The sequence below is a fragment of the Bradyrhizobium sp. MI1.3 genome (genome assembly GCF_055811695.1).
Genome location: NZ_JBVVPQ010000118.1, coordinates 1 through 13,990, shown reverse-complemented (window position 1 = coordinate 13,990; position 13,990 = coordinate 1). Strand labels below are relative to the sequence as shown.

The following is a 13,990-nucleotide window of genomic DNA, read 5'->3' as shown; positions in this document are numbered from 1 at the left end:
CTATCAAGCATCCTGCCGCCGTTCGATGCCCGGAAAGCAACATAGCACGGACGACATGGCAGGCGCCCTGCGCGGCTACGGACGCTTTGAATGCTCCCGCCGGGCGGCTGGTTGAGGTCTTACTCAAAAAGCTGCCCGAAGGAACCGCGACGGAATTTCGTCAACGGCTCGATAGGGTGGTCGATGCGCCAGGGCGCTCGGGAAAACTGGCCCGTGTGCGCCTCGCACCCGAGATATCATTGTTGTTTGACCGGGCACCCGATTGGACCCAAAACGAAAGTTTCGTCCGTTGTTTGAGTGGTCGTCCGCCGACGCCTCTGACGTCTGGTCGGCGCGCAAGTATTCCAGCTATATTGGATCGCCAGAACTTTTCGCACTGACGAAGCGACCATTCTTGGAAATGTTCGGACGAAACGATGTTCCAACCAAGGACCTGCAAGGCTTTCCGCTCGGTGATCGCGGTAGTTGCTGCTAAGTCGGACCTCCATGCGCTGCGGAGCCGACGCCATGAGGCGGTGCTGCACGCCTTCAGGCTCGGGCTGGAGGCATCGTGTCAAAGCCGCGCAAAGACGCATCAGCGGGGCTCGAACTTTGGCGGCGGCGATGCTCATCGGGTTTTTACCGCGGCGCAGAACTGTTCCGTGACCGCCGTCGTTTCCTCGGCGACGTTCCAGCCGTTCGTCTCGGCGTTTTCCTTGGCCAGCTTATGCTCGATCTCAAGCATCTTCTTGGTAAGCGCGTACGGCTTCCAGTCGGCCTTGGACAGCTTGGCGTAGGTGTTCGCTCCACAGACGTTGTAGGCAATCGCTTTCTGCACATTAGTGCTGACGTGGCTCATGTGGTCCTCGACCACGGCGGTGACGCGCGCCTTGGCGTATTGGCTGTTGGCTGCGATGAAGTCTTTGCAGAAGGCGACCCGTTGACCTCCGTCGCGGGCTTTGATGTAGGCCGTCTGCGTTTCGTAATGGAGGCGGTAGGCGAGTTTCTCAGCATTCGGCTCAGATTTCACCGCTTCAAGCGTGGCGCGGTGGTCACCCGAGGTGGCGTCATTGATCGTGATGTCACATACTCTGGCGAGGGAGAAGACCGGAACGTAGGCCCGCAACTTGGCTTCCAAGACATCGTTGGCGTGCGCAACTGGTGCGAACAGGCTGGCGGCGATTGCGAAAGCAACGAGACAGCGTTTCATTGGTGACATGCTCCAGATCACCGGGCAGTAAACGGCGGCGGGGGTGGGGATCGTCGCGGCCCACCACACTCACCAGCGCAGCGATCCAACCGCAAAGCGTCCAGCCCAGAAAACGGGTTGAGCAACTTACTGCGCGAATTCCTTGGGCGGCAGTCAAGCGGCAGCCTTGATCTGGATCATGCCTTCCGGCCTCCCTCGAAGGGGCCTTTACCGCTGCGGCGTCAACGACTTGAGGACGCGAGCAGTAACGCCCTGTCCTCGGTCATCGAGCGGTCGATCGCCCCCGATACCGTCTTCCACCCTGCCAGAGGCAATTGTCCGGCGAAAACTCGCCAGTCGGATCGGCGCGCACGAGCAGGTGCCGCCATGACGGTTTCGGATGAACATCGCGGTAGAAAGCCCGGAAGTTGGCCCAGCGTGTAAATCGGCGTGGCGTCCCGACGCCGATCGGCGAGCTAAAGCATTGATCCAGCAAGCGGCGAAGGGGTTAATCTTGAACGCTTGTTCACAATGGATCCCGGGCTCGCGACTTCGTCGCTCCCCGGGATGACGACCGTAACTCCCCTCCTGCGACCGTTCAGTTGGCGGCGCGGCGCAGGAAGGCCGGGATATCGAGAATAGCCTCATCGGGCGCATTGCGCGCAGCGGTGCGGCCGTAAGGATCGAGCGGCCGGTCGGCCGCGTGGCGCGCATATTCCGGAGCCGCCCTTGCCGGTTGCCCCACGGGCTGTCGCGCTTCGGAGCGGGGCGGCGGGCATTCCACTTGCGGAAGGGGTGCACTGCGCTCGATGCGATCGGCGATGCGGCGGCCGTCGTTGCGCAGCCTGCCCGCGAGCTGGGCGATGGCGGTTTCCACCGGTTGCGCCTGAGACGCCGGGTCGAGATTATCGATTCCGGTCGCCACCACCGAGACGCGGACGATACCGTCGAGGCTATCGTCAAACGACGCGCCGACGATAATGTTGGCGTCCGGGTCGGCCTCGTCGCGAATGCGGGTCGCAGCTTCGTCGACTTCGTACAGCATGAGATCCTTGCCGCCGGTGATAGAGATGATGAGGCCACTGGCGCGCTTGATCGAGGGATTCTCGATCAATGGATTGGAAATCGCGGCCACAGCAGCGGCAAGCACGCGCTTCTCGCCGGAGGCCTCGCCCCGTCCCATCATGGCCTTGCCCTTCTCCTTCATGACGGAGAGGACGTCGGCAAAATCGAGATTGATTAGGCCTTCCTTGACGATGAGGTCGCTGATGCAGGCCACGCCGGAATAAAGCACCTGGTCGGCAAGGGCAAAGGCATCGGCGAACGTGGTCTTCTCGCTGGCCACCCGGAACAGATTCTGGTTCGGGATGATCAGCAGGGTGTCGACCGTCTTCAGCAACAGACGTTGCGCGGTGTGAGTTCGCTATCGCCCTCCGACTACGAGGATATCGTAGAACTGCTGATAGAACGGCTTCGAGAGCTGGAGCTTAGCTTGGCGGTGCGAGAACTGACGGACAAGCACGAGCCGCAGTAGCGTAATACCGAGGCTGGCAGCGGACTTTCGACGATCCGATCCTACTGCCAGATGGCTGCAAGCTGATCACCCTGCACGACGCCGCGACGTTCATCACCAAGCTGCCAAAGCGCGAGCATGACGCGCCGGAATGGCAGGCCGCGATCGAGGCGCTGATGCTGGTGGCCGACCTCGGTGGCCCGACGATGTTCGCCCGCATCGGCGTTGTGCGCGCGCTCAATCGGCATCGCGAGCCGGTCGCAAAGCCCGCAAGAAGCGAGCGAAGGCGTACCGGCTTGCGGGGTCATTTAGCGGGAGCGCTTCGGCAGTTTGGGAAGTTTGTTCGGGTTGAACGTTGGCGTCGACTCGCTCGCCTTTAGCGAAGGCGGCTCCTCCTCGGTGAGGATGAGCGTTCCCTCGAAGAGCACTCCCGGCACCTCTTCTGCCGTCCCGACATAGCGACCTATCTTGCCGGAGCACGTTCCCTCAAGCTTGAGCGTGAGGTCATCGGCGCCGAAGATAGTTACATGCTCATCGGTATGCCGTTTGATCGATACGATTGCGGTGAATCGATCTCCATCGACTTCGCAGGTGCCGTTGTAGGTCATAATGCTGCTGCGGCCCCAGATTCTGCCGGTTGCAACATGGGCAATGCCGGTGCCTTGGCCGAGCGGGGTCTTGAGCCACGCCCTGTAAGTGCCGTCTTTCAGCATCTGGAGGAAGCCTCTCCCTCGGTGTTCGCGCGAGAGCCCGATGATCGGCACAACCAGCGTTAAGACTGGGTAAAGGCCGGTGGCTGTGCGAATCCAGTACACGCCAAGCGTGCCTGTAATCTCGCAGGCCCGTCTCACCCAGAGGCTCCCCACGGCGAAGGAAATGTGGGTCGATCATCCCACGTCACATATCCGCACTGCCTGCACTGGAACATTGTCACGGTCCGGCCCGTGTGCGGATTGAACATTTCAGACACGATCGGCACGCGGTCGCTGCCGACGCAGTCGCAGATCGGCAAGTTTGCCGCCGTTCGGTCGATCTCGCTCATGGCGCAGGCCGTAGTTTTCCGGGCGGCACCCGCCGTTTCCAGTTAAGTTTTATCGGATATACCCGCTCTCCGTGAGTCGGAATTTTGATCATCCAGCCGAGGCTGAAGAGGCAATGAGGCGAGCCGTAGCGGCTACGAGCGCGCTTGATCGCTTGAAGTGGCTGCGCGTTGCATTGGCATGCATTGACCTAGCAGGCGACGAGACATCGCATGGTGTGCACAAGCGGGACTCCGCCGCATGAAGTACGCCGCCGAAGGTCCATTCGTCGACCCCGACGCGGCCGCCCGCAAGCTGGTCGAGATCGCCAGCGGCATCGAGCCGCTGCAGGACGGCCGCATTTAACCTCGGCCCAATTCGAGGCGTGCATCAATGCGTTTGAGTTACTCCGGCTGTTATCCACCAGAACGAAGAAATGGATCCACGGACCCAGCTGACCGGTCCGCCAGTTGCACGGCGACCGCCGTGGACTGCTTTTCGGAAGGCAGGGAGCCGATAGAATCGACTGCCAGCCAGGTACCAGCGGAAAGAACAGCTATCACAATCGCCGCGAGATATTCGGTCCTCATGGAGATGGTCCCTTCATCACCCCCAGAAGCTAACCGGACACTCTCAGAAATGGTTCCGACCAGCCGCGCGGCTCGATGTCTTCGTCCGCAGCGGAAGTTGCTACCACGGCGCCAGCGCGCCTAGTCGCTCCTAGGTTCCCTCCTTCCGAGTGGAACATTGGCGTCGCGATTAGAAAACGGGAACGAAAGCCGTCTGCGAGCTTTAGAAATGTGAGACCGCCGCTCGCCGGTACTAACACGGCGCATGTCGCGGATAGCCAAAGGTTGCTGACCCGCTTTTCTCTACAAGCGCTCGCGCAAGATAGCCAAAAGCGGCGGTCTCCGGTTCCATTCAAAATCGCCAGCCGCGCCCCGATCGGTTGCGGGGAATCGCATTGGGCTGATGTCGGCGTGCCGGTGGCGTTGTTCTTACCGAGGCTCCGTCATGCCCAACCAGATCGACATCGACTATGTACACAGCCCGGCCATGGTTCGAGAGATCGGCGAGAGGCTACGAGCGTCGCTGAAACCGGAGCCGGAATTACCGGCGAACCTTAGGATGCAGATTCGGCTCCGCGAACTGGAAGAGCCGTCACCATCGATCATTCCAGCGGCCAAGCGCTGGAACAAGCTGCGCGGTTGAGCCGCAAACGGCTCGGCCGAACATGGACGAGCGCTGTCACCGGTGAAGCTTCGTGCGTCAAGGATTTTGAGTGAGTACGGTGAGGCGCACTCCGAATTGATCGGCAAAGCCGTCGTCCTTAGCGACGGAAAGGCAGGCACGGTCGAGAACGTTTGGCTGGATGAATTGCACGGGCTCCGGATTTCGATTACAGGCCATGATGGAAGATGGCCGGTCTCAACCATCAAGTTCGTGGAGAGCTAGACCATTCGCATCGGCGCGCGCTGCCCAGAGCGCGCTCCTTTCAGATCATTCCAATCAAGATGAAAAGAGCGATCTCGGTCAGGAAAGTGACGCTCATAATGGCGACCGTAAGGAACGCGTCGCCCGCTGGTAGAGGGGTCATAGATGCCTCGCGCGTTGCGAAGCCCCGAAGCCAAGAGCCAAACTCCCCGACCTTGGGGAATGTTTCAGTTCCAAGCAGGGCGGCGATCGGAAATTAAAAGTCGCATGAGGCGACTTTGGTCGCGCCGCCATCCGGTGGAACGAGATGCCCTACCGCAGTTCTAGTTCCTTGATCGCCAGAGCCGAACTCTGTGCGGCGTCATGAGCGCCGGTTTGCGCGATCTTGATTATCGCCTTAGCGATCATTTCCGTTAGCGGACCCTTTTAAGCATTGGCGTAGTGGCTACTCTGCGCGAACACTCGCGCATTGCTGGGAAGCCGCAGAAGGACTGCCGCCGGAAATCGCCGGGCTGTTCGGATTGGCCACCGAGTTGCTCATCGCGATCCCAGAGCACAAGGTATCACTTCGCGATAACGGACGAGAAAGTCAGACGGATGTTTTCGCTCTGATAAAATCGAACAATCGCACTATCGCCGTCGCGGTGGAGGGCAAGGTCAATGAGTCCTTTGGGCCGACCATAAAAGATTGGTATGTGGACCCATCCGCGAGGAAGCAACAGCGGCTGGCGTTCTTGTGTGATCTGATCGACGTTGCGTGTCCACCACCCGATGATACCAGTTATTTCACCGCACCGCCTCGGCAGTTCTCGAAGCCGCTCGCTTCAAGACCGACGACGCCGCGATGATCATCCATTCGTTCTCGCAAGATTACAAATGGTTTGACGCTTAGAGGAGCTGAAATAAAATGATCGAGCCCTGGAAGGGTGTTGCAACCCGACGCGCCCAGATATTCCGAGTGGTGAATCGTCGCGGCGGCTGTATCGTTTGCGCCAACAGTGATTGAGGGGTTGTTCCGGCGCTCATCAAGTGAGCCCTCCAAATCAACCCGTTCGCTGATACCGTCTGTCATGCAAAGAAGTCCATGCTCAAGACCGAGCAAGAATACAACAGTGCAATCAAGGGTGCATCAAAGAAGGCATCGAGGCTGGCTTTGGAGTTGCCACCGGACGATCATTCCCAGCGACCACTTGGTTTCGTTCGCGCGGCGATCGTCGTCTCGATTTCCTGAACCATCTCTCGCACCCGTTCGGCGAGCCGTTCGAACAGCGCTCGCGTCTGCCTATCCGGTGCAGTTCTCGCCAACCGAGCACAATAGCCTGCCTCCGCTCGAAACTTCTCAAGTTGAGCAATAAGCTCTTCCATTCTCGCTCTTCTACTCGCCCACGTTCCAATAGCTGTTTAGCGGGGACCTACCGGCCGGACACCTGGGAAATTTCCCAGGGTCCCAAGGCTTACAATGGCGGTTGCGCTCCAGGGAGAAAGACGGCTCAAGGGGGCGGGAGCTTAGAGCTTCTAGCGCGACGCTCGACGACGGAGTCACGGTTGCGCTGCTTTTTGAAGCGAGACAGGCGCCAGATGCGGCGCCGTAGAACTACTGTGCCAAGTTGTTGCTGTGCTTAGCCCGCGGCTGTGTTCATCCCGAACGCCGGGTCGCGCTCCTGATCGGCACTCCGCCTATAAAAGCGTTCCCCCGCTCGCGAACCCGGTGAACGATGCCACTCTTGTCGGAGGCATGTTTACAAAGGACCGGCGATCGCACGTCAGCTAGCAACCTCCTCGCGCGCAGATGCGGGCAGCGCCCTCTGAGACCTGTCGCCGTCACGCCGCACGCGGCGTTCCGTTTGTGACTATTATGCAGCCTGGCTTCGACCGCCGTCGATGACCATGAACAGCGCGCGCCGATCAATTGGTGAGCTACTCGGCTGATCAGGCTTTTCAGCGGACCCTACAGGTGGCGTACACTTTTCCAGCAAGCTATCCGACGTTGCCGCTTCTGCTTCGACATTAGCGACGGGAGCTCTCACCTTCTGTTCCATAAGTTCGAGTGCGGCTGCGCCCTTTGCTGTCAATCGCCAACCGAACGAATACCTTTGCACAAAGCCTAAGGAGAAGACGTCCAACGAGGGGAGCGTAGCACCCAGCCGCTTGCTGTAGCTTGCCCAATCAGCGCCGCTCGTTGCCAAAAATGCGAGGTCGCGTTTGATATCCGTAAGCGTCGCCAGCCCATTGGGGTAGCTAGCAAGTACCTTCAAAATGGATACCTGGAAATTCACGACTGCCACTCACCCGGCTATGCCGACCATTTTGTCAGTAGTTCGTGGCACAATGCAATGACTTTGAATGTACAATACGGCTTACTGATCTAGCAGAACTCCGTTAGGCGCGGCATGAGCGATGCCGGATGAGAAGGAAGTCCACGATAGCCTGGCACGAATGTGCTCTGCATACTGGAGGGTGACGAGTTGGCGCCCCTATTGCACGCACGGGAGAGGTACTCGAAGCCGCGCAACATCAGGTCATTAATGGTGACTGACTTCTTCTCTCCAAGCATACCGGCGCATCTACGTTCTCGGTCCAGCGCCGCGTGACTCGTTCAATGGACGCAGCCGTGGAGAGCCGGGCAGCAGCGAACTGGGCCGCGATTTTACGAAGATTGAGCGACGGACTTCCCGAGATGCCCCTTACCTCTGATCCATCTGGCGAGTTCGCTGCTGCGAACAATGAAGCGTTGTTCTTCGCGATGTTCGCGGGCGACGACCGCCGCGATGAAGATCAGCGTCCCGCTTCTCGACATGCGCCACATAGTGCGCCGCCTGTACGTCGATGGCCCTGCCGTGGCGAATTTGCACCAGCGCCGCCGGGTCGTGAACGATCAGGACAGCGCGAACGCGCGCTGCCTGCCGCCGTCGTCAACCGCTTTCCAGTCATTGGGTCGGGACGCCGTCCGCTATCGTCTCCGGGTCGGCACGAGCATGGTCACGACCACCGCCACCAGAACAAAAACAAGGACGATGGCGAGTGCTTCAAAGGACCCCATAGCGCTGATCTCCGTCAGGCCAGCCATCTTCCCTAACGTTAACTCATCAGAAGGACGGTCCCGTGCGGCAAATCGCATCGGAGGCGACTACTGTGCGCTTCCGTCTCCGCGCACCCGCCACGTTTCGGGTCCCTCTGGGTGCATAGATAAACGCGGGGACCGCGCGACCGCGCCCCTTCGGCATATTTGCGTTTTTCGTTTTTTGTGTTTCCTTTGCTGCATCTGCTTTTGAAAGGCACGCCGAGATGCGGCGCATCGATCTGTTCGAGGCCACGATGCAGGGCTGGGCGCGGCTCGACGCGGCGCAGCGCGAGCGGTTTTTCCAAGCGGGCCTGAATGCGGCTCAGGCGAGAATTCCGCGCGTGGCTCCTGCGGCGCGTCAGGACCGCGCCGCTCGCAACTCCGGTCGATGCGGCGCGCTAGCAATCTGGGACGGCGACTTGGCGCTGATGCTGAAGAACTGGCCCTTAATGGCGAACGATGCCGATCGCGGGACGCAGCCGTAGGACGCTGCTGCCCGTGTTCGCCGTCCGGTCGGCGAGCGCCACAGCGGTCACCAGCGCCAGCCAACCGCCGTCGGCATGGGCTCGGCGCGTTTCAATCCAATTGCCGTACGCATCGTAACAGTTGTTGTAAGCACCGTAAGCGCCATAGGCCGCGGCACCAACGGCTGCGGCTCCCACTGCTGCCCTGCCGTATCCGCGATAATACCCTCGGCCTGCGACCGGGTAGCCCGGACGACCGGCGAGTTGTACTTGTGTACCGATTCCGACATCTGGCGTGACCCGTACACTCATTGCCACGCAGAACAACTCGAATCGGGCACCTGGTACGTGCACCGTCCCCACTACTCCCTTCAACGAGAGGCTGGAACAGCAAGATCGCGGCCCCCCAGGAGGTCCGGGATTGATATTACCTGCGGTTCAAAGCCGAGGGCCATACATGGCGGTCTCTTGGTGAGGCAGATTTGCAAGCACAAGGGACCAGGAACGGCGTTCACGAGCATTGTGCGCGCTGGGAAGCAGTTTCACTTTCAGAAATGGTCCGATGACGACAGAGAGATTATTAAGTCGATAGATGGCAAGCGAATTGATAGCGGTGACATCCGGCTAGTCGCTCTACCAAGACAAAGGGACGAAGCTATTTGGGTCGGCCCTCGGGTGGGGCTCCGAGCGCGAGAGCCGGATCCAAATAATCTCGAAGGTATTTCATTCCGAAGCGCACCTCTGAGAGCCGCAACCTGGCAGATGGATGGGCGGATGAAGGTTGTGGGTGACTAGGACCGTGCAAGACCCACGCGGCGCACGTTATCCTTCCAGTCCTTCGATCGAAGGTATGGGCTCGGATATGGGCCGCCAAATAGTCCGCTTCAGGAAGCACTGAAGGATAAAGACTTTTTCGGCGTGCATGGCGGAGGGAGAGAATCTGCAAAAAAACTTGCTCGAACGCTGCAGCTCAGGTTCTCTCGGTAGGGGAGAGACGGCATTCTCCGACGGGCATGCGTTGAGGACGGACTACGGTACGCCGTAGCGCGCGAATTCCTCGGCGATGTCGCCCCGGACGGCTTTCGCGGCCGCGACATCGGCTTCTCCCGAAGCCGTCTCGCCGCGGCGGATCTTTGCCCGGCCGCGACCGTACAGCGCGGCGGCGAGCGTGGGGTCGATGCGTAGCGCGGCGTCGTAGTCGGCGATGGCCGCATCGGTCCGTCCAGCCTTGAGGTGGGCGAGCGCGCGGGAATCGTAGGTCGCAGCCGTATGCGCGCCCGACCCGATCGCCTTGTCGCAGGCTTCCACCGCGCCTTGCGGGTCGCCCGTGCTCGCCCGGATCCAGCAAAGGCCGCTCCAAGCCACTTCCATGTCGGCGTTCAGACGAGTCGCGGCGGTGTAGTCGCTTTCGGCGCGTACGAGATCGCCCTTCTTCAGCCAGGCCTCGGCGCGGTTGACGAAGGCCCCGGGGTATGCCGGCTGGAGGGCGATGGCTCGGTCGAAATCCTCCATCGCGGCGTCGTAGTCGCCCGTCCTCAGTCTCGCCGCGCCGCGGTTGTTGACGGGCTTGGCGAAGGTCGGATCGATGCCTATGGCCGCGTCGAAGTCGGCGACAGCGCGGTCGTAGTCGACCTTCGCCGCGTAGGCGATGCCGCGGTTGTTGTGGGCCATGGCCAGGGCCTGTGGCCCGCCACGGCCGGCAGCGATGAAGGCAGAGCAGGCCTCGATCCTCCGGTCGGGGGACGAGGCGGCGTTGCAGAGCTCGACGTTCCGGAATTGACCTTCCGGCTTCTGCGCCGACGCGGGGGCGGCCAGCAGCAGGATCATAACTGGCGCCGTCCCGAAGACCTTCAGCATCCCCGGCAGATGCCGAGAGCGCGGTCGGCCCTCCGCTGCCGGGGAGGCGCAACGGTCGGACCGGCCTTCCGCTTCATGACGGCATCCTTGCCCTCCTCGATCAGGGTGGCGAACTTGACCGTGCCGTCGTCCAAAATCTCGATGTGGGGCGTGGTGCCCCGGATCCCCAACGTCGCCACCGGCGTGTCCACCTTCATGCTCCCGGTCTTGGCGACGCTGCCGGCGACGAAGGTGAAGGTGCCTCTGGTCAGGCTGATCAGGGTTGAATTGTCCTTGCCGTCCGGATCGTAGACGAACTCGCTCATTTCCATGCTGGCGTTACTCGACAGGCTGAAGGAGCTGCCGTCGGCGAAATTGATACCGAGGCGCCCGTCGGCGCCCGTCCTGACGACGTCGCCCCGATAGACTGGATCGCCGACCTTCGCGCTGGCCCCGTCCTCGGACAGTCTCGCCTGCACAACCGCGGCATCGATATGCTCGATCACTGCCTTGCCAGCGACGGTCACGACCTTGCCGATTGGCTTGACGTCCTGCGCCCGAAGCGGCGCAGGCGGATACGCCACTGCAACGAGCAAAAGGCAGAGAAGTCCTGCAACCGTCCTTAGTCCGTGCATGCGTCCGCTCCCGTCCGTGAAGAGCCCGCTTCGGCGGAATGATGGCAGAGCGCGCCCGGCGCACCATACCGCATGTTGTGACCGCCTCTCTTTAGTCGCAACGGACGATGGTCCCGACCGCTCAGCGCCAACAAAAGAGCGCATTTGCGCGCACCCAGTCAACATTTCGTGAAGGAGCCTGGGGACGACAAAGCGTAGTCTGGTGTGCGGAACCGGAACGTGGGCGGGTGGACTCACACTCGATCGGTCCGGCCGCTTCGGCGGAAGCGGGCAGCATGCGAGGCGTAGGATGTCGCTCGCACGTGTCTTCGCCGGTCTTTGGCCGGCGCAGCACCAACGCAGTCCGCCGTCCGTCCGCGGCGGGCGCACTGTGGAGTCGCCGGTCGTCGCGAGACTCGGATGGGCCGGAGGGCTGTCCTTCGTCGCATTGATTCTGACGGCGCTGAAAGAAGCGTGGGCCGCCGATCCCGATCTCGCCTTGTTCGACGACGCGTCCATCACCTACAAGGGGTTCGAGCATGGCACCTTCGAACTCATCACGAAGGAGCCGGTGCCGCGCCACATCATCGTCGACGATCCCGGGCAGACGGTCATCCTCAGCAAGACCGGATCGTCCGTCAGCTTCGCGCAGATCGCCAACAACGCGTCACGGATGGAGGACCTGCAGAGCCGGCAGCAGGACGTGCTTGACAACTACTCGAAGGACCATGGGCCGTCCGGATCCGGCACGCCTCCGGGCGAAGCGGTCGATCAGACGCTGCAGCCGATCGATTTCCAGGCGCCGGAGGGGCCCAATCCACAACATGCCCTTCCCGGGCTGGTGGTGCAGGCCAGCTTCGTGCCGGATGGGCCGTTGATCCATTCGCCACCGACACTGACGCTTGGGTCGGGCCCGGTCGAGATCGACACAGTCGCGTTCGATGAGTTCTCGGCGAGCAGCGGCAGCTTCTCGGCCACGAGCTTCGGCTCCGGCACGACCCCGACCTTCGGCATCGCGGGCGCCGCGATCGGCGCTTTCACCGTCGCGGGGGCAAGCTACGACGTCGAGAAGGCCGGCTCCTTCGGAATCCTGTACTTGAACAGCGCGACCGGCGCCTACGCCTACGTACCGAACAACGACGCTATCAACGCGCTGAAGGCGCCGAACGCCGACAGCTTCACCATCACGGCGTCCGACGGCTTTGCCTCGGCAAGCCAAACCTTCACGATCGACATCGCCGGCACCGACGACGCGGCAGCGATAAGCGGCGGGACCGGTGGATCCGTCGCCGCGGTTACAATGGACGCCGCCGCGATTGCGGCGGCGTTCATGGCGCACGACGTCCCGACCGCGACCGGCAAGCTCGCCAACACCGACGTCGACGATCCGACCAACACGTTCACGGCGGTGAGCTCTCCGCATACCAGCGACAAAGGCTACGGCAGCTTCACGATGACGGCCGACGGGTACTGGACGTACGCGCTGGATCCCGCCAGCGCCGCAGTGCTCGCGCTTACGGCGTACCAGACCCTGACCGACACCTTCACCGTCACCACGATCGGCGGCACGCCGCAGATTGTCATGGTGACCATCCAAGGCGCCGACGATCCGGCCGTCATCTCTGGGGACACGCATGGTCGCGTGGTCGAAGCGGGCGGCGTCCACAATTCCGCGCAGGGCGTCCCAACCGCGTGCGGCCTTCTGACCGCCACCGACGTCGACGGCCCGTCGAACGCGTTCGATCCCGTCAAATGTCCAGAGCCGAGCGGCCACGGTTACGGCAGCTTCACCATGACCGCGGACGGGCACTGGACCTTCGCGCTCGACAACGGCAATTGCGCTGTGCAGGCGCTGAACGCAGGTCAGTCGCTGATTGACGATTTCACGGTGAGGGCCGCGGACGGTACGGCACAGACGGTGACCGTCACCATCGAGGGCAGCAACGACGCCGCGGTCGTCTGCGGCGATATTTGCGGACGCGTGACCGAGCCAAGCAATTCCTGCGACGACCCCCCACGCGCGAGCGGCACCTTGTCCGACAAAGACGTCGACAATCCCGACGACACCTTCACGGCCACGACATGCCCGCAGGCGAGCGACCACGGCTACGGCAGTTTCACGATGACGACCTGCGGCACGTGGACATACGTGCTCGACCACGACGACCCGGAGGTCCAGGCTTTGAGGCCTTGCGTCGCGCTGACCGACACCTTCACCGTGACCACGATCGACGGCACGCCGCAGATCGTGACCGTGGTCATCCAGGGCGCCGACGACCAAGGCTTTCACAACCGGGCCGAGCCCGCGTTCCATTTCGAGGCGGGTGCGGAACTGCAGCGTGCCAGCTCGACGGGTGCGGCAGTCGCTTCCTCGGTCCCCGTCGCCGCGCTCAATCCGGAGCACGATTCCGCCGCGGCCGCATGGCCCCATCCGGCCGATGCGGCGCCGGAGGGTTGGCGTTTCGACCAGGAGGCTGCTGGCCAGGGCGAACAGCTACCCTTCCAACACGATCTTATCCTCTGAGTGCCGCCGACGCCTTCGTCGCGTCCGGACGGATCGGCGTTTTCCGGAGGCGCTCCCATGGTTGCGCCGATCACATTCACGGACCCGCACAACGCGCGCTACTTCATGTCCGCTCCCAGGCACCATAATAATGAGTCTTGTAACCTCCAAGGTCATACTCGGAAGGCGACAGGAGCAGCACTTGCAGGATTCGCGATGTCCGTTCCGGGTCAAGGTGCGAAGAACCCGGCCTGAGCAAAACCAGTCCGCTTCCACCCACGAAGCTGACCTCATGAGACGGTTCGCCACTTCGCTGATGGGCCAGCAGCGTTGCATAGGACGCCAGAGGGCGATGCCCCAAGGCCGGTGCTGGGCTGA

General features: G+C 61.8%; 13 protein-coding genes and 1 pseudogene. 7 read left to right on the top strand and 7 right to left on the bottom strand.

What is annotated here, in order from left to right; all coding sequences use genetic code 11:
- A partial coding sequence (locus AC0L3A_RS38445) for a hypothetical protein (RefSeq protein WP_473256352.1) occupies positions 1–380 on the top strand: 380 nt, incomplete at its 5' end.
- Positions 381–607: 227 nt separating this feature from the next.
- On the opposite strand, the gene AC0L3A_RS38440 is transcribed toward AC0L3A_RS38445, so the two are convergent.
- The 4 genes from AC0L3A_RS38440 to AC0L3A_RS38425 all read right to left on the bottom strand — a co-directional run bounded on the left by AC0L3A_RS38440 (position 608) and on the right by AC0L3A_RS38425 (position 3,394).
- Positions 608–1,189: a hypothetical protein gene (locus AC0L3A_RS38440; protein ID WP_354129580.1), complete on the bottom strand. Its 582-nt coding sequence runs from the start codon at positions 1,187–1,189 to the stop codon at positions 608–610.
- A 577-nt stretch (positions 1,190–1,766) separates the two neighbouring features.
- Positions 1,767–2,567: a hypothetical protein gene (locus AC0L3A_RS38435; protein ID WP_473256351.1), complete on the bottom strand. Its 801-nt coding sequence runs from the start codon at positions 2,565–2,567 to the stop codon at positions 1,767–1,769.
- Between the two features lie 176 nt (positions 2,568–2,743).
- Complete coding sequence (locus AC0L3A_RS38430; protein ID WP_157158496.1) at positions 2,744–2,989, bottom strand: hypothetical protein; 246 nt, start codon at positions 2,987–2,989, stop codon at positions 2,744–2,746.
- Positions 2,990–3,394, bottom strand: coding sequence for a hypothetical protein (locus AC0L3A_RS38425; protein ID WP_009859228.1), 405 nt, complete (start codon positions 3,392–3,394; stop codon positions 2,990–2,992).
- Between the two features lie 1,320 nt (positions 3,395–4,714).
- On the opposite strand from AC0L3A_RS38425, the gene AC0L3A_RS38420 reads away from it, so the two are divergent.
- From AC0L3A_RS38420 to AC0L3A_RS38405, 4 genes and pseudogenes are all read left to right on the top strand, one after another.
- Positions 4,715–4,912: a hypothetical protein gene (locus AC0L3A_RS38420; protein WP_473256350.1), complete on the top strand. Its 198-nt coding sequence runs from the start codon at positions 4,715–4,717 to the stop codon at positions 4,910–4,912.
- A gap of 33 nt (positions 4,913–4,945) precedes the next feature.
- Positions 4,946–5,155: a PRC-barrel domain-containing protein gene (locus tag AC0L3A_RS38415; RefSeq protein WP_354129587.1), complete on the top strand. Its 210-nt coding sequence runs from the start codon at positions 4,946–4,948 to the stop codon at positions 5,153–5,155.
- A 452-nt stretch (positions 5,156–5,607) separates the two neighbouring features.
- Positions 5,608–6,026 (top strand): annotated as a pseudogene (locus tag AC0L3A_RS38410) (DUF6946 family protein); the annotation flags it as partial.
- 192 nt (positions 6,027–6,218) lie between these two features.
- Positions 6,219–6,365, top strand: a complete 147-nt coding sequence (locus AC0L3A_RS38405; RefSeq protein ID WP_473256349.1) for a hypothetical protein — start codon at positions 6,219–6,221, stop codon at positions 6,363–6,365.
- Positions 6,366–6,987: 622 nt separating this feature from the next.
- On the opposite strand, the gene AC0L3A_RS38400 is transcribed toward AC0L3A_RS38405, so the two are convergent.
- Complete coding sequence (locus AC0L3A_RS38400; protein ID WP_009859223.1) at positions 6,988–7,410, bottom strand: hypothetical protein; 423 nt, start codon at positions 7,408–7,410, stop codon at positions 6,988–6,990.
- Positions 7,411–8,419: 1,009 nt separating this feature from the next.
- On the opposite strand from AC0L3A_RS38400, the gene AC0L3A_RS38395 reads away from it, so the two are divergent.
- Positions 8,420–8,680, top strand: a complete 261-nt coding sequence (locus tag AC0L3A_RS38395) for a hypothetical protein (protein ID WP_473256348.1) — start codon at positions 8,420–8,422, stop codon at positions 8,678–8,680.
- Between the two features lie 1,008 nt (positions 8,681–9,688).
- On the opposite strand, the gene AC0L3A_RS38390 is transcribed toward AC0L3A_RS38395, so the two are convergent.
- The gene (locus tag AC0L3A_RS38390) at positions 9,689–10,516 is read right to left on the bottom strand and encodes a tetratricopeptide repeat protein (protein ID WP_473256347.1); all 828 of its coding nucleotides are present in this window, start codon (positions 10,514–10,516) and stop codon (positions 9,689–9,691) included.
- Entirely contained in the window at positions 10,510–11,130 is a 621-nt protein-coding gene (locus AC0L3A_RS38385) for a FecR family protein (RefSeq protein WP_473256346.1), read from the bottom strand. The genes AC0L3A_RS38390 and AC0L3A_RS38385 overlap by 7 nt, the downstream gene beginning before the upstream one ends.
- Before the next feature lie 289 nt (positions 11,131–11,419).
- On the opposite strand from AC0L3A_RS38385, the gene AC0L3A_RS38380 reads away from it, so the two are divergent.
- Positions 11,420–13,633 carry a VCBS domain-containing protein gene (locus tag AC0L3A_RS38380; RefSeq protein WP_473256345.1) on the top strand — a complete coding sequence of 738 codons (2,214 nt, stop codon included), beginning with the start codon at positions 11,420–11,422 and terminating at the stop codon, positions 13,631–13,633.
- Positions 13,634–13,990: the final 357 nt, after the last annotated feature.